At 40.1% G+C, this 24,687-nt stretch carries 24 protein-coding genes; 3 read left to right on the forward strand and 21 right to left on the reverse strand.

All coding sequences use genetic code 11. The features are described 5' to 3' along the window. Positions 1–244: 244 nt before the first annotated feature. From DMI82_RS15175 to DMI82_RS15190, 4 genes are all read right to left on the reverse strand, one after another. The gene (locus DMI82_RS15175; protein ID WP_110103787.1) at positions 245–1,807 is read right to left on the reverse strand and encodes a recombinase family protein; all 1,563 of its coding nucleotides are present in this window, start codon (positions 1,805–1,807) and stop codon (positions 245–247) included. Next, positions 1,800–3,455 (reverse strand): recombinase family protein, encoded by a 1,656-nt coding sequence (locus DMI82_RS15180; RefSeq protein ID WP_008369877.1) that lies wholly within the window; start codon positions 3,453–3,455, stop codon positions 1,800–1,802. Before DMI82_RS15180 ends, DMI82_RS15175 begins: the two co-directional genes overlap by 8 nt. Next, on the reverse strand, positions 3,456–5,129 hold the full coding sequence (locus tag DMI82_RS15185) for a recombinase family protein (protein WP_110103788.1): 1,674 nt from the start codon (positions 5,127–5,129) through the stop codon (positions 3,456–3,458). It lies immediately after the preceding gene. A gap of 113 nt (positions 5,130–5,242) precedes the next feature. Next, the gene (locus tag DMI82_RS15190; RefSeq protein ID WP_008369874.1) at positions 5,243–5,488 is read right to left on the reverse strand and encodes a DUF6870 family protein; all 246 of its coding nucleotides are present in this window, start codon (positions 5,486–5,488) and stop codon (positions 5,243–5,245) included. Between the two features lie 644 nt (positions 5,489–6,132). Between DMI82_RS15190 and DMI82_RS15195 the strand changes: the two genes are divergently transcribed. Beyond that, complete coding sequence (locus DMI82_RS15195; protein ID WP_008369868.1) at positions 6,133–6,708, forward strand: helix-turn-helix domain-containing protein; 576 nt, start codon at positions 6,133–6,135, stop codon at positions 6,706–6,708. A 203-nt stretch (positions 6,709–6,911) separates the two neighbouring features. On the opposite strand, the gene DMI82_RS15200 is transcribed toward DMI82_RS15195, so the two are convergent. The 7 genes from DMI82_RS15200 to DMI82_RS15230 form a co-directional block, all read right to left on the reverse strand. After that, positions 6,912–8,651, reverse strand: coding sequence for an ABC transporter ATP-binding protein (locus DMI82_RS15200; RefSeq protein ID WP_005333791.1), 1,740 nt, complete (start codon positions 8,649–8,651; stop codon positions 6,912–6,914). Position 8,652: 1 nt separating this feature from the next. Then, a complete protein-coding gene (locus DMI82_RS15205; RefSeq protein WP_008369865.1) occupies positions 8,653–10,407 on the reverse strand; it encodes an ABC transporter ATP-binding protein in 1,755 nt (584 codons plus the stop codon). 111 nt (positions 10,408–10,518) lie between these two features. Then, complete coding sequence (locus tag DMI82_RS15210) at positions 10,519–11,148, reverse strand: TetR/AcrR family transcriptional regulator (RefSeq protein WP_008369863.1); 630 nt, start codon at positions 11,146–11,148, stop codon at positions 10,519–10,521. Between the two features lie 399 nt (positions 11,149–11,547). Continuing rightward, positions 11,548–11,733, reverse strand: coding sequence for a hypothetical protein (locus tag DMI82_RS20725; protein ID WP_227159739.1), 186 nt, complete (start codon positions 11,731–11,733; stop codon positions 11,548–11,550). A 78-nt stretch (positions 11,734–11,811) separates the two neighbouring features. Next, positions 11,812–13,302: an ABC transporter ATP-binding protein gene (locus DMI82_RS15220; RefSeq protein ID WP_005333781.1), complete on the reverse strand. Its 1,491-nt coding sequence runs from the start codon at positions 13,300–13,302 to the stop codon at positions 11,812–11,814. Between the two features lie 11 nt (positions 13,303–13,313). Further along, a complete protein-coding gene (locus DMI82_RS15225) occupies positions 13,314–14,051 on the reverse strand; it encodes an energy-coupling factor transporter transmembrane component T (RefSeq protein WP_005333779.1) in 738 nt (245 codons plus the stop codon). Continuing rightward, entirely contained in the window at positions 14,051–14,635 is a 585-nt protein-coding gene (locus DMI82_RS15230) for an MptD family putative ECF transporter S component (protein WP_005333775.1), read from the reverse strand. Before DMI82_RS15230 ends, DMI82_RS15225 begins: the two co-directional genes overlap by 1 nt. 192 nt (positions 14,636–14,827) lie before the next feature. Between DMI82_RS15230 and DMI82_RS15235 the strand changes: the two genes are divergently transcribed. Next, positions 14,828–15,817, forward strand: a complete 990-nt coding sequence (locus DMI82_RS15235; RefSeq protein WP_005333772.1) for a helix-turn-helix domain-containing protein — start codon at positions 14,828–14,830, stop codon at positions 15,815–15,817. Positions 15,818–16,031: 214 nt separating this feature from the next. Here DMI82_RS15235 and DMI82_RS15240 read toward each other — a convergent pair whose 3' ends face one another. From DMI82_RS15240 to DMI82_RS15260, 5 genes are all read right to left on the reverse strand, one after another. After that, the gene (locus tag DMI82_RS15240; RefSeq protein ID WP_242981852.1) at positions 16,032–16,745 is read right to left on the reverse strand and encodes a DUF6040 family protein; all 714 of its coding nucleotides are present in this window, start codon (positions 16,743–16,745) and stop codon (positions 16,032–16,034) included. Next, positions 16,678–17,919: a relaxase/mobilization nuclease domain-containing protein gene (locus DMI82_RS15245; protein WP_227189164.1), complete on the reverse strand. Its 1,242-nt coding sequence runs from the start codon at positions 17,917–17,919 to the stop codon at positions 16,678–16,680. Before DMI82_RS15245 ends, DMI82_RS15240 begins: the two co-directional genes overlap by 68 nt. Next, positions 17,868–18,248, reverse strand: coding sequence for a plasmid mobilization protein (locus DMI82_RS15250; RefSeq protein ID WP_172675350.1), 381 nt, complete (start codon positions 18,246–18,248; stop codon positions 17,868–17,870). Before DMI82_RS15250 ends, DMI82_RS15245 begins: the two co-directional genes overlap by 52 nt. Positions 18,249–18,759: 511 nt before the next feature. Continuing rightward, positions 18,760–18,894 carry a hypothetical protein gene (locus DMI82_RS20490; protein WP_015540887.1) on the reverse strand — a complete coding sequence of 45 codons (135 nt, stop codon included), beginning with the start codon at positions 18,892–18,894 and terminating at the stop codon, positions 18,760–18,762. Between the two features lie 111 nt (positions 18,895–19,005). Further along, positions 19,006–19,269 carry a hypothetical protein gene (locus DMI82_RS15260; protein WP_005333764.1) on the reverse strand — a complete coding sequence of 88 codons (264 nt, stop codon included), beginning with the start codon at positions 19,267–19,269 and terminating at the stop codon, positions 19,006–19,008. 106 nt (positions 19,270–19,375) lie between these two features. On the opposite strand from DMI82_RS15260, the gene DMI82_RS15265 reads away from it, so the two are divergent. After that, a complete protein-coding gene (locus tag DMI82_RS15265) occupies positions 19,376–19,609 on the forward strand; it encodes a helix-turn-helix domain-containing protein (protein WP_015540886.1) in 234 nt (77 codons plus the stop codon). 51 nt (positions 19,610–19,660) lie between these two features. Here the strand turns inward: DMI82_RS15265 and DMI82_RS15270 are convergent, their stop codons facing one another. The 5 genes from DMI82_RS15270 to DMI82_RS15290 form a co-directional block, all read right to left on the reverse strand. Continuing rightward, positions 19,661–20,113 carry a hypothetical protein gene (locus DMI82_RS15270; protein ID WP_110103789.1) on the reverse strand — a complete coding sequence of 151 codons (453 nt, stop codon included), beginning with the start codon at positions 20,111–20,113 and terminating at the stop codon, positions 19,661–19,663. Continuing rightward, on the reverse strand, positions 20,110–21,054 hold the full coding sequence (locus DMI82_RS15275) for a ParM/StbA family protein (protein WP_040015520.1): 945 nt from the start codon (positions 21,052–21,054) through the stop codon (positions 20,110–20,112). The genes DMI82_RS15270 and DMI82_RS15275 overlap by 4 nt, the downstream gene beginning before the upstream one ends. A 195-nt stretch (positions 21,055–21,249) precedes the next feature. Next, positions 21,250–23,088, reverse strand: coding sequence for a DNA primase family protein (locus DMI82_RS15280; protein WP_242981853.1), 1,839 nt, complete (start codon positions 23,086–23,088; stop codon positions 21,250–21,252). Positions 23,089–23,199: 111 nt separating this feature from the next. Beyond that, entirely contained in the window at positions 23,200–23,547 is a 348-nt protein-coding gene (locus DMI82_RS15285) for a TnpV protein (RefSeq protein ID WP_040015519.1), read from the reverse strand. Positions 23,548–23,742: 195 nt separating this feature from the next. Then, entirely contained in the window at positions 23,743–24,585 is an 843-nt protein-coding gene (locus tag DMI82_RS15290) for a S8 family serine peptidase (RefSeq protein WP_242981854.1), read from the reverse strand. Between the last annotated feature and the right edge of the window lie 102 nt (positions 24,586–24,687).

The following is a 24,687-nucleotide window of genomic DNA, read 5'->3' on the forward strand; positions in this document are numbered from 1 at the left end:
TGAAAATCCTGTCCGTTTCTATATGTTCAGGATATGCCGTATGGGATACTCTCTGCCAGACACAACCGTCCCGAGGATGTCAAGTCATTGCTACAAACTTTTTTGCCACTTTTTCCTCGATTTTTCCCATAAAACCGTTGTTTTGGAACAGAGGACGTTATATTGTTGTCACAAAATCAGCAGGGAGGATGTAACGTCATTGCTACAAGTTCAGTAGTAGTGGACGTTACATTATTGCTACAAATCAAGCCAGTGATTTCCATTCCACCTCCACTCTCCCATCATCATACACATATATCCCCTGCACATATTCTTCCAGCATCTCTCGTGTCAGCTTTTCATAGCCTAAATACATCAACATCTGCTCCACCGGAACATTCTTTTTCATCAGGATTTCTTTCTCACCGTTTATCAGTTCTTCCAACTCCTGTATACGTTTCTGCAATCGTTCTCTTTCTTCTTCCAACTGCTTCTTGGCTTCCATGAACTGTTTCTGGTTCATCTGTCCCTCGTGATACTTCTCATAGTTCTGACGGTTCTGAAGCTTTATCTGCTCCTGACGTTTTTCACAGTCCGTACTTTCCAGCTCATAGGCTTCTATGCTGTCCGTATGCTGTTTTCTCATAGATTGCTGCATCTGTTCCTGGCTGATATTCTGACGTAAATATGCCTTAATTTCTGCCAGCACGATATGCTCTAGCATTTTGTTATCAGCTTTTCCGGCAAAGCATCCTGTATCTTCTTTTCCTTTACTGTAAGCACAGCTATAAAGGATATGACCATGAACCGGACTGCTTGAAGTCAGGCTTCTGCGACAATTTCCGCATTTCACATAGCCACCTAACAATGTTGTTTCCCTGTCGAATTTGCTTTTCTTGGTGTATCTGATCTGCAAGGACTGTGCTTTTTCAAAAATTTCTTTTGATACGATCGGCTCGTGATGATTTTCCTTCACTTTCCACTGATTTCTCGGTACCGGTACTTCTTTCCCTGTTCCGGGATCTGGAATTTTTGTCTTTCCATAGACCATACAGCCTATATAAGTTTTATCATCCACAATCTTCCGTATCATATCACTCGTCCACTGCAGTCCTCTTGATGCAGCTTTCTTGCTGTCTGATTTCTGTCGTCTGCTCATGGACTGCAAGGGAGTCAGTACCCCCTCTTCATTAAATAACCGACAAATCTCCATCTTGGAATACCGCTGATTTGTCAGTTCAAATACTCTGCGAATCACTTCTGCTTCGTCCTCTACAATCACCAGTTCTTTCTTATTTTCAGGATTGATTCGATACCCATAAGGTGCAGATCCACAGCAATACTCACCTTTTCCTCGTCTGGTACTGACTGCCGATTTTACCTTTACAGACTGGTCTTTCACATAAAAATCTGCGATCAGTCCTTTAAACTGTACTTCGATGTCGGAACTCTTTCCTATATAATCTTTAGAATCATATCGGTCTGAGATAGAAATAAATCGTACTCCCAGGAATGGAAAAATCTGTTCCAGATAAGTTCCCATCTCAATATAGTTTCTGGCAAAACGTGAAAAATCTTTTACCACAATACACTGCACTTTATTCTCCCTAGCAAGTTCCAGAACCTGCTTAATTGCCGGACGCTCCATACTGGAACCAGAATATCCATCGTCGTAGAACTCCTGAAATGGCATAGAAGCCAGTTCCGGGATATTGGAAATATAATCTTTTACCAGTTTTCTCTGATTGATAATGCTGTTACTTTCTCCCTCTGAATCATCTTCCATGGAAAGACGGTAATATCCAATAATCAGTTTCTGATCACTCATGTTCTACCGCCCCCTTAAACCCGAAGTTGATTTCCAGTCTGCCATCACCATACAGATACATACTTTCAATCAAGCCCTCCGCAAGTTCCGCATTGATTCTGGTTGTCCCATCCAGTTCCAACAGACTTCGTAAAAATCTGGCTTCTTTTTTCTGTTGTTTTTCCAGCTTTCGTATGGTCTGCTCCAGAGACTTCTTTCTCTCTTCACAAAACTCTTTCCAGTTATTACGGTCATCTTTCATTTCTATATAGGCTTCTTTGGAAAATTCACCCTCTTTATATTTCATAAATGCCTGTGCCAGTTTTTCTGAACGTCTTTCCATATCTGCATCCAATTTTCTGATCTCAGTTTGAATCTCATTGATTTTGGAAAGAAATACCGCACTGCTTATAGCAGACATATCCTTTTTCCGCAATCCAGATAACTGAAACTGTCTGGTTAGCTCCGAACGGACAATTTTCTGCAGCTTCTCTTCGGAAATAGATTTGTGACTACATTTTCTTTCATCCCGATACCAGGCAGCATTGCAAAAGTAATACACATTGCCTCTGTATCTACGTGTACACATTTTCCGCTTACAATCACCACAATAGAATACATTGTAAAATGCTCTTTCATCATCTTCCCACCCTGCAGTAGTTTTTGTTGCTTTCTGTTGTGCTGCTTTTAGCCTGACCTGTGCTTTTTCAAACAATTCTCTGCTAATAATTGGCTCATGGGCATTTGGCGTAATAATCCACTGGCTCTCGTCCAATATGTCACACCATTTTTCACCTCTTTGAAATCTGGATTCATATTTTCTCTGAACCAGATCGCCATAATAATTATTCCGGTTCAGCACTGCACGTATCGAAGAATTTCCCCACTGATGAAGGTTCTCTCCGTCCTGACAGTACACATGATGATATTGGTTATAATCTGAAATCCGATGTACCCTATCCTCAAACAGCCTGTCAATAATGCTCTGTACGCCATCTCCCGAAGCATATTCTTCAAAAATCCTGCGGACAATCTTTGCAGCTTCCGGTTCCACCATCAACTTATAAATTCCATTTATCTTTTCCACACAATATCCATATGGAGCTGTAGATCCCACATACTCACCATTTTTCTGTGCAATACGTTTCGCTGCCCGTTCTTTTGCGGAAATGTCTTTCGCATAAGCATCATTCACCAGATTCTTGATATTCATGGATAATTCCTGATTCTTGGCATCCGGTGCAAATGAATCATAGTTGTCACATACAGAAATAAACCGCACTTTCATAAAAGGAAGAATCTTTTCCAGATAGTTGCCAGTTTCGATATAATTTCTTCCAAATCGTGAGAAATCCTTTACCAGAATACAGTTTATTTTACCTTCCCTGACATCATTCATCATCCGTTCAAATCCCGGTCTGTCAAAATTTGTTCCGGTTTTTCCCAGATCAGAATAAATGTTATATACAGCAATTTCATACTCTCTGTTCGGATTTTCATTGTGCTTCTGAATGAACTCTTTTATCAGCGTAACCTGTGTTTCAATAGGTTCTGACTTTTTTTCATCACTGTCTACGGATAATCTGACATAAATTGCAGCCATACATACCGGAATCCCAAGAACTTTCTTCTCTGTGTTTTTCTTATATCTTTTTGCTGTCCTTGCCATTTATCCCACCTCTTTCCTGCACTCTGTCCGGTGTTCCGCATAAAACCGTCTTATGACTTTCATTTTCTCAATCATATCCTGATAACGGATATGAATTTTGATCTGTTTGTTTTCATAAATATAGATTTTATCTACAGTCAGTGCCAGCAATGTGCGATCCAGTTCTTTGATTTCCAGTGATTTCTTCCAGTCCTCCAACTGAACGGTTGCAGACACTCCACCCTCAAACATTTGCTTTACCAGTTTTTTCTGGTTTTCAATCATCTGCTCCAGTTCTTCACATTTTCTTCCGTAACTTTCCCGAAAATCATCGAACTCCTCTTTGCTGATCAATCCCTCTTTCAATTCATCACCCAAAGATGCTTTCAGGCTGTAATAACGGTTATATTCTTCCTGCAACTTACTAATCTGCGTATCATAACCGATTACCTGATCGTAACTGACTTTCATTTCACAAAGTTCTTCCATAATCATCTGATAGTCTACGAAAAGTGCCGTATATGCCTGAATCTCTTTCAATACAATCCTTTTCAGCACCTCTTCCGGAATACTGTGTCTGGTGCAATCTCCACCTTTATTTTTTGTCTGGCAAATATAAAAGGCTTTTTTCTTTCCCTTATACTGATTTACCCTGCGTATCATCGGTGTATGGCAATCTCCGCAAAATACAAAACCCGAAAAAAAGTTTGCACTGTCCGATGTTTTCGATGCCCTGCCATCATACTGAAGTAGCTTCTGCACCACATCAAAATCATTCTGCCTGATTATTGCCGGATGCGTATTTTCTACTTTCACCCACTCTGATTCTGGCTTATCCAGACGTTGCTTTACCTTATAGCTGATTCGTTCCTGCTTGCCTTGCACCATGTTTCCAATGTAAACCTCGTTGGTCAGAATCCTTTTAATCTGCACTGCCGACCATTTCGGTGTGTCTGAGCTGTGAAATCCAGAATTGTAATTCTCGCCATTTGCCTTTTTATATTCTTTTGGCGACTGCACATGACGTACATTCAGTTTTTCTGCGATTGCTCCAAGACTGAATCCATCAATTTTCCACGAAAATATTTTTCTTACAATATCTGATGCATAAGAATCAATCACCAGACAATTCTTATTCTCTGGATCTTTGCAGTAACCATACGGGGCAAACGCTCCAATAAATTCACCTTTTTCACGTTTGATTTTCTGGTGGCTTCGCACTTTACCGGAAATGTCCCGACAATAGCTTTCATTTACGAAATTTTTGATTGGAACTACAAATGACTTCTCTGAAAAATCTGCTGTTTTACTGTCAAACTGGTCTGTAACTGAAATAAAACGCACATTTAAAGCCGGGTAGGTCTTTTCGATCCATCGCCCGGCTTCTATATATTCTCTTCCGAATCTGGATAAGTCTTTTACAATCACGCAATTTACTTTTCCAGCTTCTATATCAGTTGTCATTCGTTTAAACTCAGGTCGATCAAAATTTCCTCCTGAGTATCCGTCATCCACATATATATCAAAGATCTGAATATCCGGCTGGCTTTTTACAAAGCTCCGAAGTAACTCTCTCTGATTTGCAATGCTGTTGCTCTCTGACTTCGCACCGCCCTCTTCCATATCATCTTTCGATAATCGAAGATACAATGCAGCATCGTATATATCTGGCATATTCATTTGCATCTGTTCCATTTTACATCGCTCCCAACTTACTTATTCCATTGAATTTGAAGTCAGAAACCATGTATCACGTTCATTTTCCCTGACCTCACATTAACATAACATCTGTACCTTTGCAAGACATTTTAATACATCAACTCCGTCCTTTTTCTCAGATAATCACTAATGGCATCTGTGGCATCCATTTCTCCTGTCATCTCCACAACCACTACATATCCTTCATTCATGTGAGCATACGGCTGATCGCCGGATTTATCCAGAAAAGTTTCCACTTTCTCAGAAATAGCTTTATCCATATCAGGAATTAAATCTTCAATGTCCTTTAACTGCTCCAGATCAACACTAGAATCTATTACCGACTGATTCACCATGATGCTCACCTCTTTTCCAACATATTCTTTGTATCAGTTGTCCTATACCTACAATTTTCTCAATCACATCACCTTACCTTTCACATTTTGTTCTCAAATTTTATCTATTACTATGGCATTGCATATTCTGTTCGGCGTGTTGGCTTCCATTTGTATAACCCGTTGTCAACGTCACAGTCAACCTCTATCAGAGTATTTCTGAATACTGCCAGCTTCTTCGCAAGCCTACCAGTCGTTTCCGGAGTATCTTCGACGCTCGCCCATAAAATCATTTACAGGGTTATGGCATCTGTGAGATCAGATTATACAGCTCATGTAATTTTCAAGGTACAAAAGAGTTTTTTTGAATATCCTTTCACTTATTACAGCCTGGAAACACCAAAATGTTGTTCACTTCAAAAAAATCCTCTCACTAATAAAGCCTGACAGAAGGATTTTACCAACCTCATTTTGCAATAATTTGCAAAAAGTATTTATCCTCATCTGTACATTCGCTTTCATGCGAACCTTTATCGTACTGTTATTTTAATTCGCATTCATGCGAATGTCAAGTGTTTTGTTCGCTTCAATGCGAATCTTTCTGTTTACATTCACTGTTTTTGGTAGTAAAATGGATTTATCAAAAAGAAAGTGGGAAATCTGATATGACAATCGGTGATAAAATAAAAAAAATCCGGACATTCCGGAATATGACACAGGCAGAACTTGGTGCTGCCCTCGGTTGGGGCGATAAAGGTGCAAATCGTCTTGCCCAATATGAAACGAATTACCGGGTTCCCCGCAAAGATCTGGTAACTGAAATGGCTAAGATTCTGGACGTAAACCCACTGACACTACATGAGCCAACCACGATGGACGCCTCTGAACTGATGGAAATTCTGTTCTGGATTGATGAATTTAACCCAGCAGCTATTAATCTCTTTCAGTTAGAAACCTATCCGGGTAAAAAATGCAATTCCAGTGAGGGTACCGCTGTCCGTTATCATGATTCTGATAACTGGCCGGCTCATCCACCTGTTGGTATGTGGTTCAATTATGGAGTTCTCAATGATTTTATGAAAGAATGGCTTCTCAGAAAAGAAGAATTGAAATCCGGTAAAATTACCAGAGATGAGTATTTTGAGTGGAAAATTAACTGGCCACAGACCTGTGATGGGTGTGGGAAATATGAGCCGAAAAGGCAATGGCGATCTGCAAATGCAGAACTTAGTGAAACTTAGCAAAACTTAAATTTATTATGTTTTTTCTCTTTAACCAAAGAAAAAAGCACTGAAAACCATCAGTCCAACGGTTTTCAGTGCTTTTTTCATATTGCTCTATTGAATTTTCCTCATTCCACCTATACAAGTGAAACTTAGAGAAACTTAAATTAAATCTCTTTCAGACAATTCAATTTGGATATTCACCAACTGTGGATTATTTCTCAGTGGGCCAGTTTCCAGCTTACTGCCTGCTGCCTTGCATCCACAAATCTCTTATAAATGCCTTCCTGCTTCATTAGTTGCTCATGTGTTCCCTGCTGTACAATTCTTCCTTTGTCAACAACCACAATCTGGTCTGCATGTCTGACCGTTTTTAATCTGTGGGCAATCATAATAATCGTTTTTTCCTTTGTAAGTGCATCTACTGCATCCATCAGCTCCTTTTCATTCTCTGGATCAACATTTGCCGTTGCTTCATCCAATATGACGATTGGCGCATCCTTCATAATCGCTCTGGCTATCGAAATACGCTGTTTCTCACCGCCGGAAAGTGTGGCTCCACCTTCTCCAATCACTGTGTCGTACCCATCCGGAAGTTTGCTGATAAAATCATGACAGCACGCTTTCTTCGCCGCTTCCACCACTTCCTCATGACTTGCATCCTGACGTCCGAATTTAATATTATTCTCAATGGTGTCTGCGAACAAATACACCGACTGAAATACAAATGAAAAATTACGCATCAGACTGTTCATGCTGTAGTCTTTTACATTCACACCTCCAAGTGTCACTTCCCCGGAATCCACATCCCAGAACCTGGCAATCAGATTGCAAAGTGTTGATTTTCCTCCACCAGATGGTCCAACGATTGCTGTCGTCGTTTTCTGCGGAATAGAGAGCGATATATCATCAATGATCTTCCGTTTGTCATAAGAAAACGAAACATTAGAAAGTCTAATATCGTAATTTTCCGGCTGTATTTCTTTACCGTCGATATCCATGGTATCCAGCTCCAATATTGCATTTGCTTTATCTACACATACGCTTACCACATGTAAAAGAGATGAATAATTTCCTGCACATTCCAGACTGGCATAAAGCATAAATGCTGAGATTGTCATACCAATTGCATAGACCGCACTCATAGTTCCATTAATATAAAAATATGCACTGCATGCTACGATTACTGCACCTGTGGTTTTTGTTATGACGCTTTGCAGAAAATGATAAGGGACAAACAACATCTCCATCTTTGTATTAATCTTTTCGCATGCTTCATTTGCATCATTTAATCTTTTTGCCTGTTTTCCAAGCAGGTTGTATGATTTTACTTCTGATATTCCCTGCAGATACTCCATGATCTGATTTACAAGCTCTGTATCGCATACCACTTTTTGCTCTGAATCGTTTTTCCCTGCATTCTGCATCACAGCATTTACACCAAAGAAAATAAGCACTCCTGCTGCAGCTGTCAGTCCAATTCTCCAGTCAAAAAGAAACAGCATAAGAATGATCATGGATGTTTCCAGAATTCCCTGCATGGTCAGCATAACCACTCTCGCAGCTACATCGCCAAGTGTTTCCATTGTATTCGTCGTAATAGAAGAAATTTCCCCGATGCTGTTGGCATTAAAATATCCCATCGGCAGATAGCGCAGATGCTCTGCAATCTTGATTCTCATAAAAGCACTCGCATTATATCCTCCTTCTGTCTGAAGCACTGTAGAGTATCTCTTACAGATGACATCAACTACAATTGCAATCACCATGATCGCAATTGAACCACCAATATATTTTCCTATTGGTTTTCCACTCATCAAACCAATCAATATGTACATAATAGCCGGTATCTTCATTGCTGAAGCGAGAGCCTCTATAAGTCCGATCACTATCGACAGTTTAAATTTATTACCATTTTCCCTACCTGAAAAACGAAAGAATTTTGCCAGAATTCCAAACATATCATTCTCCCTCCTTCACCGTATCTTTTACAGAAATATGGGCATCCCACATTTCCTTATAAAGCGGGCATAACATCAGTAGTTCCTCATGTGTACCATGTGCTGTTACATTTCCATCATTTACGACAAAGATCTGATCACTGTCCTTAACGGTAGAAAGCCTGTGTGCGATTACGATCAGTGTCTTCCCTGCTACCAGTTTTGCAATAGAATTCTGCAGAATCGCCTCATTTTCCGGATCCGTATAAGCAGTTGCCTCATCAAGAATTACAATCGGAGCATCCTTCAGCATTGCCCTTGCAATGGAGATACGCTGCCTCTCTCCTCCTGACAGATGTCCTCCTGCACCTCCTACAACCGTATCAAATCCGTTCTCAAGCTGCATGATAAATTCATAGCATCCGCTTTTCTTTGTCACCTCGATGATCTGTTCATCTGTAGCCTCCGGATTTCCCTGTCTAATATTTTCACGTACCGTTTCATTGAACAGATAATTATCCTGTGCAACATATGCAATTTTCCGATTAAAATCTGCAAGCGACATTTCTTTGACATCAACTCCACCGATTTTAATACTTCCGGAATCCACATCCCACAAGGACGCAATCAGCTTTGCGATGGTTGACTTTCCGCTTCCGGAAGGTCCTACGATTGCATTTACCGTTCCTGCTTTTAGCTCCATAGTTACTCCATGCAGAATCTCTTTGTCGTGATAACCAAACCTGACATTTTCAAGTGTAACGGAGTTATCTTTTGGAACACTTTTACTTTTCTCTGGACGTTCAAGCTCCGGCTGTTCCAGAATTCCTGCCACTTCACCAACAATCACTCCGATCTTGCCAAGATCATCTGTATAGGAACCCACTGTGATCAACGGTCCAACGATTCCAAGTGATAAAATAATGCAGATGACAAAATCTGAAATCGCAAGTGTTCCATTGGCTACATAATGTGCCCCAAACGGCAATACCGTAAGAAGCGTATAAGGTGTGACCACCATCATCAGTCCATGAAAGATCGAGCACCGTTTCATCCAGGAAATAAAGGAATCTGCATATTCAAAAGCCGCCTTTGTAAATTTGGCATAAGAACTTTCTGTCTTTCCAAATGCCTTGATCACTTCGATTCCGTCAATATATTCCACTGCCGCATCATTCAGATCTTTTGTTGTCTGAACCGTTCTCTCGAAGCTTGGTTTATAATCCAGCATCATTCCAAAATAGGAAAGAAATCCCACTATAACCGGCACCAATGACCAGAGTGCCAGTCTCCAGTCTGTCAGGAAGAAATAAATCAAAATCACAATCGGTGCCAGCAGATTGGACGTGAATTCCGGGACAATATGCGCCAGTGTTGTCTCGATACTGTCGATTCTTTCCACCATAATATTTTTAAATGTACCGGAAGGTGTGTCTTTCACATAGCCAAGAGGTACCCGCGCCAGCTTGTCACAGCAGGATTTTCTTATATTTGCAAGTACTGCAAACGTTGCTTTATGTGACAATGCTGTCGAAAGTGAATGAAGCAGTTCTGCAATGATAAACGATAATGCAATCAGAACCGCTTTTGCAAGATATATTTCAAACTCCTTTTCACCATTTAAAAACAGCTTTACTATATCTGCAATAATAAAATACGGCAAAATCTTAAAAATCACATTTCCGATTGCAAGTAACACACTCCATACATAGGCAATTCTTTTTTGTCCGGCCCATGTCAGGATCCAGCTGATTGCCGACTTCTTTTTTTCTTTCACATTCGTTCACTCCTTACTTTGGTTTTATTGTTGTTTCTTTCATTAGTTTATTCTAACTCATATATAATAAAATAGGTGGCTTACTGGCATTAGCCACCTGACTTACATTAGTTATACCGGGAATTCAATATTCCACAATCGTTCCCAGCCACCTGTATTGAATTCTTTCAGCTGATGCACATTTTTCTTTGCAGTCTCCCTGTCTATATCATGCTCAATGATCTGAAATACTGATGAAAAAAATCCCGTATAGATCATATGCATAAGGCTTTCCTCTACAATCGGTATTTTCACACCGTTCTCTTTCATCTTTTCCATATATTTCAGGCTGGACTTCATTTCCCGTTCTACCATATTGTGTATGAATAGTTCAAATTTTCCACTGTCTCCACATTTCAACAATAATCTGAAATTATCATAATGATCATAAATATAATCAACCATCTGCTCCATTCCATCACTGGATGTATACGACATATTCCTTGTCTGATCACTGGCCGAAAGCTTTTCAAACTCCTCAACGATCTGATCATAAATCTGATAAATGTGTTCCATATAGGGATCTGTCAGTGCATCAAAAAGTGCCTCTTTCGTCGGATAATATTTGTAAAATGCACCAGTAGTAAGTCCGGCATCTTTTACAATGTTTCTTAAAGATGCTCCGGTCAGACCATCTTTCAGGAAATGTTTTCTGGCTGTATTTAATATATTTTTTTGTGTATCTTCTGCTTTTGTCGACATTCTTTTCGTATCCTCTAAAGTTCTTTCCAAAAATATAACAGTGCTATATAGCACTGTTATATTTTAACTCATTACAGGAATTTGTCAAGTCTGCTGTTTCGATTTTTTATTTTCCCGTGTATTCAATTTTCACTTAGCAGATGCATCTGTAGTTTGATTTTGCCGTCGTCACACCACATGATTCTCTTCAGCATCTTTCCTTTTGACCAATATAAACTTTTCATTGCTATATATAAGAACGGAACCATGATTCTGCGTGTTGCCTTTCCAATTTGTACAAACTGTCCACCATCAAAAAATACATGCTTTAACGGTATTTTTGCCTATGTCAGAAATGCCATGGCAAGATCTGCACCAATCGAAGATGCAACTACAAGTTCTATTTCTTTGATTCCATGTTTAAGCCTCCTCTTCGACTTTTTCAAAATCTACTGTCAGTTCCTTCATAGAAATTTTTACCACCTTAAAACCATACTGCAAAAGTTCCTTTTTGAATGTAAGGAACGAATGATCTATAGGCACTCCGGCAATGTTTTCAATTTCAGCAAAAGTCAACTTGAAATCGTCTGTTTTATTTTTATTGATTCACTTCCATAAAGGATTATATTTGCTCATAATTATCATTCATCTACTTTCCAAAACTATTTACAATATCCTTTGCCATCAGTCAGATTTACTCCACTTGCCACAACACTTTTCCTGGATAAAATATTTTCTTATCTTCTCCATTCCTTCTGCATCCATCTGATACTGATCTGCAATAGTTCCATTTTCAAAATGAATGACATCAGTGCAACACTCTATAATCAGTTCCAAATCATGTGTGATCACATAAACCGAAATTCCGGTATCCCACACTTCTCTTAGAACCTCTGCAACCTCCAGCATATGCTTATGATCAAGACCACTGGTTGGTTCATCCAAAAACAGCACAGAGCGCCCGGAGGCAATTGCAGATGCGATAGCCGCCCGCTGCTTCTGACCTCCGGAAAGTGACATTGGATGACGGTCTTTGACTTTTATCAGATCCAGCATATCAAGAAATTTGTCTGCTTCTTTCTCATTTTCTTCTTTCATGCTAATCATAACTTCATCCTGTATTGTCTCTGTAAAAAGCTGATGATTCACTTCCTGCATAACCATATAACAGGCTTTCAGCCTTTCTTTTGGTCTGTAAGTTTTTCCATTCCAGATGATTGTGCCACATTGTTTTTCCAAACCACAGAAACAACGGGAAAAAGTAGATTTTCCAGCTCCATTATTGCCCGTAATTGCGACAATCCGATTTGCCGGAATCTCACATTCTCTGATATATAAAATCTGTGGACCATTCTTATATGCAAAATTAAAATCATGAAGTTCCATTGTGGTTCTTTCTGATATCAACATCTCTGGCATAAGGAGATTTTCCAGAACATAAGCCCGCAGTCCCATCTCTTCTCGCTTTTCTTCTGTCAGATTTTCAAACTCTGTGGCTGAATAATCCTGAATAATCTGTCCCTCTTTCATATAAATAAACCGATCCGCCAGCCCACGCAGATAATACAGGCGATGCTCCGATATAATAATCGTTTTTCCCTGTTCCTTCCAGTGGGCGATTATTCTTCGCAGATCCATGATTGAAGCTGCATCCAGATTAGAAGAGGGTTCGTCCAGGACAAAAATATCCGGTTTCATAATAGAAACCCCTGCACAGGCAATCTTCTGCTTCTCTCCACCTGAAAGCTGAAAAATATTGCGTCCAATCAATTTTTTCAGATGCAGCTCCTGAATTGTAGCCTGCAATCGATCTTTGATTTCTTCCTTTGGCATTCCAAGATTTTCACATCCAAAAGTAATCTCGCTTGTTGTATCTACATTAAAAAACTGTGACCGTGGATTTTGAAAAACACTTCCAACAATTTTTGCTGTATCATACAGTGGCTGCTGCGAAACATTTATCCCATTTATCCATATCTCACCAGTTAATTTTCCTTCATAATAATGTGGAATCAACCCATTGATCATTCGAGTGAGTGTTGTTTTTCCACAACCGCTCTCCCCACATAGCACAATAACCTGACCATCTTCTATCTCCAGATCAATATCCCGGATTCCCACAGAATATTCATTATTTTCTCCATATGTAAATGTTGCATGATCTATTTTTATCATAATGTACTACCTCAAAAAACAATATACTGATGCAAAAAGAACAATATAAAGCATGCAAAGCAAACAACAATGGCACTAAAATCCTGTACATGAAAGCCAATCTCGCAGACATTGGTTCTTCTGACCGGTGCACCAAGTCCCCTTGTTAGAGCTGCTGCAGACAGCTCATCACCAATTTTTATTACGGATACCATCAATGGTATCAGCCGGTATTCAATCATAAGGAATGGATTTTTACCACCAAAACGGATATTTCTCATTTTCATTGCATCCCGGATTGCCTGATATTCTTCCTTGATTGTAGGAAAGAAACGGAAAATAACTGACAACGGTATTATGATTTTTTCTGTGACATGCATCCGCTCCATTGCACTGATAAACTCACTTACAGATGTAGAAGAAATCAGATATGCGCCTGTCATAATTCCCGGTGCAAAACGCGTCATAATTGATGTTGCTGCCAATATCAGAAAAGAAATCATACCACTCCAAACATTCAATGCCAGCCGCTCCAGTACAAAGCATACCGCATAGAGAACTGCATATTTACCGGCTGTTTTGAATTTGTGCTCTGACAAAATCAATGCAAATGGTATAAGGCTTAGTATTGGTTTCACTATATTCATGATTCCATCATTGCTGGTACTGAACATCAATGTTGTAATCGTTATAAGCATAAACAATTTTGTTCTAGGATCTAAAACAATTCCATTTCTGCTGTCAACAGTAGCAGATAATATCTCATCCATTACACGATTCCTGCTTTTACAAAGTGTTTTTTGAGCAACGCTTTTCCAATCATTCCTCCAATGATTGCGCAGATAAAGATACCTGCAATCACAAGAACAATGCTCCACATAGGCATGACAGCCATTACTTTATCTGCATACTCTTTACCAAAACTGGCTGCGAAGCTGGCTCTTGAATCTTCTACCATGAAGTACATTGGAATATATGTACCAACCATCCAGAGACTGAATACTGCATATCCAATCAGGCTCCTTTTAGCACTTTTATAATTGCCAAATTTCAGAATCAAATCTCCCAGCAGCCCAAAGATAAGCCCCAAAGGTACACCCCAATATCCCATTCCGGTAAGTCCCATCAAAAGGCCACTCAGAATTGCCATCAGCGTTACCATACCAAACTTCTTTACCCTCGTCAGGAATAACATAAATGGAATTCCTGTGATCAGTGTCCACAATGCACCAAGAATCGGAAGAAATATCGGAACAAAGCCAATCGGAATTGCCACACAACATCCGAGTACAAAATAAAGGACTGTGAAAAGTCCCAGATTAATCAGGTCCTTCGCCTGTAATTTGTTATTCATACAGAATACCTCCCTTGTATAATTAGCTCTATCTAACTACTCCATAAAATACCATATGTTTTGTTATATCTCTACAACCAAATATCATTTTAGCTCCAAACAGCATTGGGTTTTATTGTTGACTCTGCTCTCTTCAAATCCTATAATATTATCTGTTACAGGGCAAAAGTACTTATATCAGGGAGATCTTCTATGAAAATTAACGACGTGATCAAAAAATGTATCAAAATACCAGGTATATCCATAAAACAGGCTGAATATAGTATGGAGCTTATATTAAATACGAAGGAAGGTAAAGGTTCGATGACCTTTTTTTCACTTTTTCCCGGTCTGTCTCTGGCATATATTTTTATAAATTCTCCAACCTGGACGGCTCCCGACCTTCGATCAGACAGCTCCATTACAAAAGGTCCATTGCTTCTTAACTATTGTGTGACAGGTCGTTGTGAAATGATCCTGAACAACAAAAATTTTGTCTACATCAAAGACAGAGAACTTTCTCTCACAGAATGCTTCGCCCAAAAAGAATATGTTTATCCAAAGCGCATCTATGAGGGGCTTGAATTCTTTATTGATATAGATACATTTACTTTAGAAAATACATGGGTACAAAATGAATTTAGCATTGATTTCAGAAAAATCTCAAAGATGTTTTGTCCTCATGGAAGCACTTATATATCGACAGCGACCCACGAAACTGAGGAAATTCTCAAAAAACTATGGGAATTATATGATTTTCCGGCCTCTTTTGCAGTCATTCAAATGAAAATATATACGCTCGCTTTATTCTCAGTACTACAAAATTTGGAGGCTATCCCTAAGTCTCAGGCCTGCACTTTCTTTACTGAATCTCAGGTTAATATTGCTAAAAAGGTCGAAAATATCATCACCTCAGACCTAAGGCTGCATCATCCTGCGTGGGAATTGGCTGAATATTTTTCTATCAGCGAAACCAGTCTAAAAAATTATTTTCGCGGTGTTTACGGACAGAATATTTCTGTCTATCTGCGTGAAATGCGTATGAATAAAGCAGGCGAACTGCTTGCCTCAACACGACTGTCTGTAGCTGAGATTGCAGCACAGGTCGGATATCTGAATCAGAGCAAATTCGCCTCTGTGTTTAAAAAGCATTTTGGTGTATCACCTTTGGAATATCGCCGCACCAGACATTTAGACTCCTAAACTCTCCATTTTGTTGCCTCTCTTCTTTCAACAATAAAATGACGATAAATCCCATCCTGTCTCACAAGTTCTTCATGTATTCCCTGCTGTACGGTTTTCCATTCTCCAGAGCGAAAATCCGTTCAGCTTTCTGTACTGTTTTTAGGCGGTGTGCAATCATAATAACAGCTTTATCATTTGTCAAGTACCACCCACTGGTCATTAAAATAACAAATTACATATAATCAAACTTCTTCCGAAGATATATTCTGAGTAGCATGATACCCATATTAATGAGTATAAATAGCAAAATCAAATTCACCGGCAGATATTTTCTAGTTACATCCCCAAGCACTGCTATCCCTGAAAGGCTTCCAATCAAAAACATTTGTGAAATTTCGTTCCACATTTTTTTGTATTGTTTTATTGTTTCCATAATTATCACCATTATGATTCCCATTATGAAAAGCACAGCTACGATTGCCAGAATCCTGATAACCCATACTTCCCCACCTGTATATGCTATTTTCTGGTTAAATCCATTATCATAAGTTGGATATACCAGCCATTTACAAAATCGAACATACCACATGAATGGAGCCATAAAAAAATCTATGAAATCATGTTGAAAAGCACCATTCTGTAGAATTGCAAACAGGACTACCGTAATGTATCCCATTCCCCAGAAATATTCTATAGACTTCATGCTTTCCGTTCTGTCCTTTACTTCTTTTTTCGCTTTACGAATTTCCAGCTCAGCACGTTTCTTTTCGTTACGGGCTTTGGATTCTGCCTGCTCTATCTTTTTCTCTGCTTCTTTTTGTTTCTTCTGTGCTTCATCTACTGCTTCAACAGATGATTTATTAACCTGTATCTGCAATTTAGAGTTCTGGTCCCGAACGTCTTTTATTTCTTCTTCGAGCTGCTCTTGCTCGCTCCTGCTCTTCAAGCCGTTTCTGTTCCTCAAATCGTCGTTGTTCTTCTGAAGCGATTGATTCAGCTTCTGCGTTTCGGACAGTTCGGTTGTCAAACGATGAATTTCGTCGTTTAATTTCCGAATTTCGTCTTGCATTTCGTGATTCTCGAAGAATAGCTTCTGTTTTTCCATTTTCAGCTTGTGTGTCCTTTCCTGAAATTTCTGGATAAACTCGTTCATCTTCTGATTTCTCACCTGTAACTCGTCTCTCTCTTCCGTCACTAGCTCCAGTGACGCCGCCTGCTCCTTCGCAAGCTGCTTCCACTTGTCGGTAGTATCCGGCAAGTTCTTCATCTGATCTGCTGTCTCTGTTGGCTGAATCTCTGGCTTTTTTCCTATTTCCATTAAATTCATTCTCTAGTCCCTCCTTGCTGATATCCAAATGAAATGTTTTGAACAGATTACTGTCACGTACTTTCTTTCCCTCTTGGTTCTGAAAAGTAATGTGCTTCCGTTTCTCTGTCCAGTTTACGTTCCATCCGAACTGCTTCATTTTTTCTATAAACTTTTCTTTGCTGATACAATTTTCCAGTGCTTTTAACACTGCCATTGCACAGTCCGCTACAAAGCTATCCTTTACCTGCTGACGGAACAGATTATATTTGTCTTTGCTCCATGCAATGACTTCCCCTTTTTCAATCTGACTTCCATCAAAATGCTTTCCTTTTTCGGCAACGGTCAGTCCTCGTTCCCGGCACATCTGATTGGTAAGCTGTTTCATACGTTCCAGATCTTTTCTGGTGTTATGCAGCTTTCTCCCATCTTCATAACTCACTGAATTAGTAACCAAATGGCAGTGGATATGGTCTTTATCCTTATGCACAGCCACTAAGGTCTGGAATCCACTGAACCAATTTTCTGCAAACTCTTTTCCAAATTCAAATGCCTGCTCCGGGGTGATCTGCTCATCCTTATGCCAGGAAATAATGTTGTGGGCATACATTCTCCCTGTATCTTTATTCCACATCTTCTTTTCTTCCAAAAAGGTTCTGTACACCAGATCATAATTAATTTCATTGTGACAGTACGGGCCTGTTATATAAGTAAGCAGCTCACTTGTCTTGTCCTGTCGTAAAACATATTCAATACAATTTCTCATTGCTCCATGTGTATTTGTCCGCTTATTAATCGTCTTATTAACTGCCATATCCTTTCACTCTCCTTCCGATACTTGAGAATATTTTTATTGAGGAAATACAACATACTGTCGTTTGGGATTTCTCCATCTGTATGCAGTTTTCTTGCAATCTGGTTGATATTTGTCGTAGCTCCCCGGAGCTGACAAAGGATATCCGCAAACATCTGGTTCAGTCTTTTCAGTTCTTCTATTTCCTCTGCCGTTGCTATCTTCAAGTCTGCGATTGCTTTTATCACAACTTCCTGCTGTGTTCTTCCGGATTCTTTAACCTTGCTCTGAAACAAATCGTATTCCTCTTTATTCATCCGTATGGTTACTGTATGATTTCGTTTTCTCATAGGCTTTTGTCTCCTTTCATTGCTTGATTTTCATTCTTTGTTAACAGCCACAGCGTTCTGGCGGCATATTGGTAGGAGATTTATAAGAGAGTGCAACGCTCTCTTATACAGGTGCAGGACAGCGTCCTAGTCAATCAGTAAGTGTTCCGTAGGAATGTCCGGTGGACATTTCGCAGGAATACTTACGCCATTGACGTGCCGGGGTTCCAAGGGGCGGAGCCCTCTGGCAAGTTTAGGAACAGCCCAAAGGCTGGCTCCGGTGCATAGTGGCTTGCCACTTTGCGAAACTTGCCTGTCATCTCCCCACCACTGAATCGACACCCGCCAGGCAATATTTTCCACCCTACATTATCAAATCCAAATGGAGATGACGGTGGGTTTGTGGTGCAGGAGCCGACTGCGGAAGAAAAAGAAAAGCTCCACCTTTCATAGATTTTCCCTTTCTGAAACAGGCTGGTCATGCACCACTCCGATGCGAAGTATCGGACAATCATGTGCCGTATCCGGCACCCTATATCTTTTCTTTGCCTGTTTGTACACCCCTCTCATCTGCAAACACCTTTCTGCCATATTTCCCTGTTATTTCTGTCTTTCTTTTTCTGAACTGCTTTCTATTTCTGCTGAAAGGCATAAAAATAGCAGTCATGAACATTTCTCCAACTCATAATGTCTGAAATGCTATCACTGCTATTGTCTTTTTCTGCTATTCTGTTTTCGTAAAACTATTCTTTACTGTCAGTCCTTTTTCCTGTTACTGCTATTTTATTTTGTCGCAAATTTCAAGCAGGTCATGTAATAAATTCTCCAGTTTCATAAGTCTGCGATGCTGATACCAGATCAATCCTGGCAATCCCGCTGCAAGAAAGAACGAAGCACACAAAATCTTTATTGCCTGTCCTCTGCTGCTTATCCCTCCATATCCAAATCCACATACCAGATTCACGAATAAAACATAGAAATATCCACAAAATAAGACAAACTCAAAAATCCACACCAGCACCTTTTTCACTTTCTCTTTCACTCTGTACTTCTCCCTCCTACATTTTTAAATTCAGTGTAGCGAATTTCCCGCTATATTTCAATAGTGAATATCTCGCTAAGTTATTATTATGCTAGAGGTGAAACACATGTATCAGAGAATACGGGATCTGCGTGAAGATCGTGACCTTACGCAGAAGAATATGGGTGAAATCCTAAATTGCAGTCAGCGTATTTACAGTAATTATGAATGTGGTGATGTCGATATCCCTACTCACATTCTGATTAAACTGGCTGAATTTCATAATACCAGCGTTGATTATCTGCTAAACCTGACAGATGATAAACGTCCTTACCCAAGAAAAAAGAATAGCTCCACTTAAAGCAGTCTGATTTATTTTATGTAAGCCAGACTGCTTTTCTTTTATAATCAGCTAAAAACTGTCTGCAAAATCCAGTGCTGCATCCATATCAGCTTCTTTCTCCCAGTCCAGATTATCTTCTGCGATCTCTTCATCCGTTTTCTCCATTGTTAGTGTTCTGTCTGGCAGATTAATTTCTCCTACCGATTCTTTTACAAACGGTACAAGCATTTCCATCAGATTCTTCGCTATAGTCATCGGGGCAGATTCTTTCACTCCATCCCGGACAGCTGTTTCCACTCTTTCCAGAAAAGCATCTTCCTTTTCTCTGGTTTCCAGATACGGATCTGCTTCATTCCTGTACTCTCTGGAAAAATAATCGTTTAAAGCAACTACAACTGCTCTGGTGTACGATTTATATTTTTCCCTGTCCATCGTCTGCAAATATTCCCATGCCTGCCTGTCCTGTTCATCACAAAGATTCAAACGGATATTTGTGTTGATGATTTTCCGTTCTTTTCTCATACAAGCATCCCTCCGTTTCTCTGGATTTTCCTTACGCTCATTGCTTCATAGCCTTTCGCTGTGGCACAGATGTCCCGTACAATTGTCACCCGGCTCTTGTCATATTCTCCAAAATTCTGGATCATACAACCGCCACCGCCGACCACATACAGACGCATCAGTTCTGGATTATATTCCCGTTCTCTCAGCTTATGAAAGATTTCTTTCGTATAATCTCCGGCAGCTTTACGAATGACTGTCAGATATTTCTCACCAATATCTGCTGTCCCGGTACGGATCACCTGCTCAATCACCAGATCATCCACCACTGTTCCCAGTTCTTTCAACAAAGATTCCCTGACTGCAAGCACACACTGGTGCGTTCCATATTTCTCTGTAAAGCATTTCTTCTCTAATGGACGGGAATTATTGATATACATGATGTTCATAGTCCCGTTTCCAATATCCACAAGCATGTTGATTCCTTTGAAATCCTGTAAACGGTAAAAAGCTGCTGCAAATCCCTGTGGGTAAATATCAGCTCCTGCAAACTCCACACGATATTCTTTATTGCGGAATGTAAAATCCACACATTCATTCTGGAGAAGATATTTCTGGAAATCTTCTTTCTGTATAGCTACCCAGGTAAGTGGAAGTCCGGCTGCAATGTGTACCTTTGCCCGGTTCATACCTTTCCCATCCAGTTCCCTTGCGATAGCCGCCAGTGTCAGCACATAATAGTCCTCGTCCTGCGTTTTCTCTGCACAGAACTCCTTGTGTTCCTCTCCGATCTGGTAATACATGTCATTGTAAACAAGAAGATTATTCTGGAAGATTGGCTCCTTGTCATATCTGGCTACACCGGATGGAAAGCATCTGGTGGCTGTTTTCATGTTTCCATACCCATGATCAATCCCGATCACCATAACTGTCTCATTATTGTTGTTTTTCATCATTCTCATAATCATACCTCATACTTTCTTAATATTTATTTTTGACTTTCTCCCAAATTTGGGAAAAACCTATATTTGTATCAGCTAAAACGTTGATACATGAAAAAGGGCAGTCAGTGTAAAAAAAGCAAAATTTTATGTACTCTGGCAGCTATCTTTGTTATTTCTCCTGCTCCGGTAACATTTCTTTTTGCTTATTTTGCCCTAAATGCCCTTAATTTCCTGATTCATATTTAATTGTAACTGTTTATAATCTATATCTGTTTCTTCAAAAGGTATTCTTTCTTCTGGATCTACAGGACAAAAATCTTCTTCCTTAACTGCAATATCCTGATAATAAAACTCACCATTGTACTGCTTCAGAAGGAAACCTTTATCTGTCATATTTCTGAAAAAGTTGGATTTACCATGCCCCTGTCTGCCATTCTCTTTACAGTATTCCTCATACATATGGAACACTTCACTTCGTTTCAGACGTTTTCCTTTGGCACGCACCAATGACTCATCAATAAAAGCACAGATACTATCTGACGTCCGTTGCACTTCTCTTACACATTCTTTGCTGTGTTCGCTCTCCGTGAACTTTCCCTGTTCGTACAGATTTTTCAATGCAATCATCGCCATATGAATTGCATAATCGGATTCTGCCTGTACCTTTTCCTTTAAGTGCAGATCTTTTTCACCACTTTTTACTACCCGGTTCATATCAAGAATCAGTAGTCTACGGTAAAAAGCATCTGACTTATCCTCAAGATTCTGCGGCATTTCATTGGTAGAAAAAAGCAGCTTCGCATAAGAGTGGAAATGAATTGCATCCTGTCCTTTTTTCTCATAAATCAGTGTGTCCTCACCGACTGCTTTCTTTAATACATCTGTGTTCTCCATTGCTTTGCATGGAATATCTGCACAGGCATTTAACAGCTTTCCATACATTCCAGTCGCATAGAATCGTTTATTTAAATCCTGTAAAGAAATACTGGACATATTGGTGATTCCAACTACATGCTGGATCAGCGATACTGCCACAGACTTTCCGGTTCCACCATTTCCTTTCAGTGTAAGGAATTTCTGAAACTGCGTATCCTGTGTCATGCAGTATCCAAAATACTCCCAGAATGTCTGCTGTTCTTCTTTATTAGGAAGAGACGATGCAAGATACTTTTTGATATTTTCTCCACCATGCAACACCTGCTCTCTGTCCTCCGGATAATAGGGAAATGGTATCTGATTGATTGTCAGATAATCTGGATTGTGTTCCAGCATTTCACCCGTAACCGGATCATAATATCCATTTTTAAAATTAATCCACCGTACAGGCTGCTTATTTAGTTCATATGCCTCCCGGTGAACTTTCGGCTGTGTGATCAGTAGATTATAGATTCTTTTGATCACTCCACTCTGTACCTGGTCACGATAGATCAGCTTCTGGATACGGTATTTCATTCTTACCCCATCATGGTCTTCCAGGAAAACACCATGCTCATAATAATACGGTGTGATTCCCACCACAAAAAACTGAACATTCTCCACCAGATAATCTACAATCTCCATATCCCGGACACCTTTCACATTTCCTTTTGCATCAAATAAGTGAAAACGGCTTAGTTCCGGTTCTTCTTTTGGATCTCGCTCAAACCGAAGAATATACTGTTCCAGTAATTTCTCAACTTCTTTCTGATTATCCAGTTTGCCAAGGTACTCCTTCTCTTTGAACAACTGCCAGCCTGCTTTTCCATCAAGACCAGCGTCTTTGAAAAATGTCTGTAACTTATCATTCATCCACTTCACCGTACAGGCAGCCACATAATGATAGGCACTCTGACAGCTTCCAGTAAACTGAATAGACCTCATTTCCTCTATAAAGGAATCTACACTGAAATAATATCCGTCATCTTCCTGCACCAGGCAAAGTGCCTGATAACCTGACATCACAATATTCAACGCTATATCCTGATTGTCCACCAGAAAGATATAGGTCTGTGCTGTCCCTTCTGGATTGGTTTCCATATAATGCTTCAAAAACTTCTTGTTCAAACTTATCACTTCCTTTCAGGCAAAGAAAAAGACGCAAGCCATATCTTATGACTCACGCCTTACTTCGCTCACAATATTCTATTTTTATCAGTTACCTGCCAGATTAGTTACTGACAATCCTTATACATAAATCAATTCTTTCAGGATAATCTCTTCTGCAATCGCTCTGTGCTGATTGGCAGCTCTTACCCATGCCATCTGATTTTTCTCCTTATCCGGCAGTGGTTCTTTTTCTTCCAACTGTTTCAGAATCACTTCTTCCCGTTCCCTGGCTGCCTTGTCCACTTCCAGAAGATGCTCTCCAATCGTATCCTGCAGAAGCATCACCTGATAGGTTGAATTTCGATGGTTCTTCAGATAATCTCTGCGTAAGAATCCATATTTGCCAAGCTGCTCCATCTGCTCACCGGATTTATAGGTGAGGTTCGGAATCAGGTATCCATTTACATTTGTATAAGTCAGTTTCATATCCCTATGACCTCTCTTTCGTTTAAACTGTTGTCTGTAACAGAACCAACTGTTCATGTTACGTCATTGCTACAAATCTTTCTTTCCATATCATTTTGAATCCAACCCGGGCAGATTTTCTTCAAAATCATGGTAAAAGTGCTTCGTTTCTGTGTTGGGAAAATGAACGGAAACACTTGATTTTACTGACTTTCTTCAATGTAACCTTATTATAACGTCCTCCCCCCATCCCACCTCCACATTCGGATATTCCTCATATCCGCCCACACTCTGTGCGCCTTTCCTCAGATACGCCTTCACCTTTTCCCCATAAAGAAACGGATCATTTCCTTTCACGATCCCCCATTCCATAAGCAGAGCTGCGCTTCCGCTGACAAAGGGTGCCGCAAAGGAGGTTCCGGTGACAGTGGCGTAGCCTCCGCCGGGAACCGGGGCGGAGATGGATACACCGGGAGCTGCGAGGTCAGGCTTCCGGATCGGCAAGAACTGACTTCCCCTTCCGGAAAAATCTGCGTAGGCATTCTGTCTGGAATCATAAGCTCCAACAGAAATAACTTTTCCGGCAGTGGAAGGAATCGTCAAAGTTCCCACAGCCCGCGGAGAATAAAACCCGGTTCCGCGATTCAGTACATTTCCACCCGGCAGCCAGAGGAAATACTGTCCGGAGCGCACACGTTTTCCACTTAAAAGAACTTTCCAGACACCGCTATCCACATAATTACCCTCAGGAATGAAATCTATGTAGATTTCCTGGGACAGCTGATAGGGACCGGGTTTTCCATAATAGATCAAAAGCTCTGTATTTTCCAGCAGATGCCGCTGTGGACCCAGCCTTTCATATAATGGACCGATCCGTTCTCCGGACGGACTTTCCAGATAAATTTCCATCTCATCTTCATAATCCTTCCATAACTGTACATTTAATGTGGGCTCAAAAGCTCCCACCGCCAACTGGATTTCTTCTGTTTTCCCCTGCTGCAGGATTCCTCCTGCATGCCAGGGCTGGCTGCCGTTATTTCCGGTTCCTGTAACGATCACAGTCCGCCCCATGGCCGCAACTGTATCAATATAGTTTTCCAGAAGAGAATCCCCTCTGTGTGTTCATTATAACTAGGGGAAAATTACTGTAAAAAAATTTGC

The sequence above is a fragment of the Blautia sp. BCRC 81119 genome (assembly GCF_003184505.1).
GTDB lineage: Bacteria > Bacillota > Clostridia > Lachnospirales > Lachnospiraceae > Blautia_A > Blautia_A fusiformis.

Bases quoted from the DNA above. Each gene is read 5' to 3' on its own strand.
- DMI82_RS15180 (WP_008369877.1), bottom strand. From the start codon at position 3,455: ATGGCAAGGACAGCAAAAAGATATAAGAAAAACACAGAGAAGAAAGTT.
- DMI82_RS15230 (WP_005333775.1), bottom strand. From the start codon at position 14,635: ATGAATAACAAATTACAGGCGAAGGACCTGATTAATCTGGGACTTTTC.
- DMI82_RS15265 (WP_015540886.1), top strand. From the start codon at position 19,376: ATGTATCAGAGAATACGGGATCTGCGTGAAGATCGTGACCTTACGCAG.
- DMI82_RS15210 (WP_008369863.1), bottom strand. From the start codon at position 11,148: ATGTCGACAAAAGCAGAAGATACACAAAAAAATATATTAAATACAGCC.
- DMI82_RS15190 (WP_008369874.1), bottom strand. From the start codon at position 5,488: ATGGTGAATCAGTCGGTAATAGATTCTAGTGTTGATCTGGAGCAGTTA.
- DMI82_RS15200 (WP_005333791.1), bottom strand. From the start codon at position 8,651: ATGTTTGGAATTCTGGCAAAATTCTTTCGTTTTTCAGGTAGGGAAAAT.
- DMI82_RS20490 (WP_015540887.1), bottom strand. From the start codon at position 18,894: ATGACTGCTATTTTTATGCCTTTCAGCAGAAATAGAAAGCAGTTCAGA.
- DMI82_RS15245 (WP_227189164.1), bottom strand. From the start codon at position 17,919: ATGGCAGTTAATAAGACGATTAATAAGCGGACAAATACACATGGAGCA.
- DMI82_RS15225 (WP_005333779.1), bottom strand. From the start codon at position 14,051: ATGGATGAGATATTATCTGCTACTGTTGACAGCAGAAATGGAATTGTT.
- DMI82_RS15195 (WP_008369868.1), top strand. From the start codon at position 6,133: ATGACAATCGGTGATAAAATAAAAAAAATCCGGACATTCCGGAATATG.
- DMI82_RS15185 (WP_110103788.1), bottom strand. From the start codon at position 5,129: ATGGAACAGATGCAAATGAATATGCCAGATATATACGATGCTGCATTG.
- DMI82_RS15285 (WP_040015519.1), bottom strand. From the start codon at position 23,547: ATGAAACTGACTTATACAAATGTAAATGGATACCTGATTCCGAACCTC.
- DMI82_RS15220 (WP_005333781.1), bottom strand. From the start codon at position 13,302: ATGATAAAAATAGATCATGCAACATTTACATATGGAGAAAATAATGAA.
- DMI82_RS15270 (WP_110103789.1), bottom strand. From the start codon at position 20,113: ATGAGAAAAGAACGGAAAATCATCAACACAAATATCCGTTTGAATCTT.
- DMI82_RS15175 (WP_110103787.1), bottom strand. From the start codon at position 1,807: ATGAGTGATCAGAAACTGATTATTGGATATTACCGTCTTTCCATGGAA.
- DMI82_RS15235 (WP_005333772.1), top strand. From the start codon at position 14,828: ATGAAAATTAACGACGTGATCAAAAAATGTATCAAAATACCAGGTATA.
- DMI82_RS15250 (WP_172675350.1), bottom strand. From the start codon at position 18,248: ATGAGAAAACGAAATCATACAGTAACCATACGGATGAATAAAGAGGAA.
- DMI82_RS15275 (WP_040015520.1), bottom strand. From the start codon at position 21,054: ATGAGAATGATGAAAAACAACAATAATGAGACAGTTATGGTGATCGGG.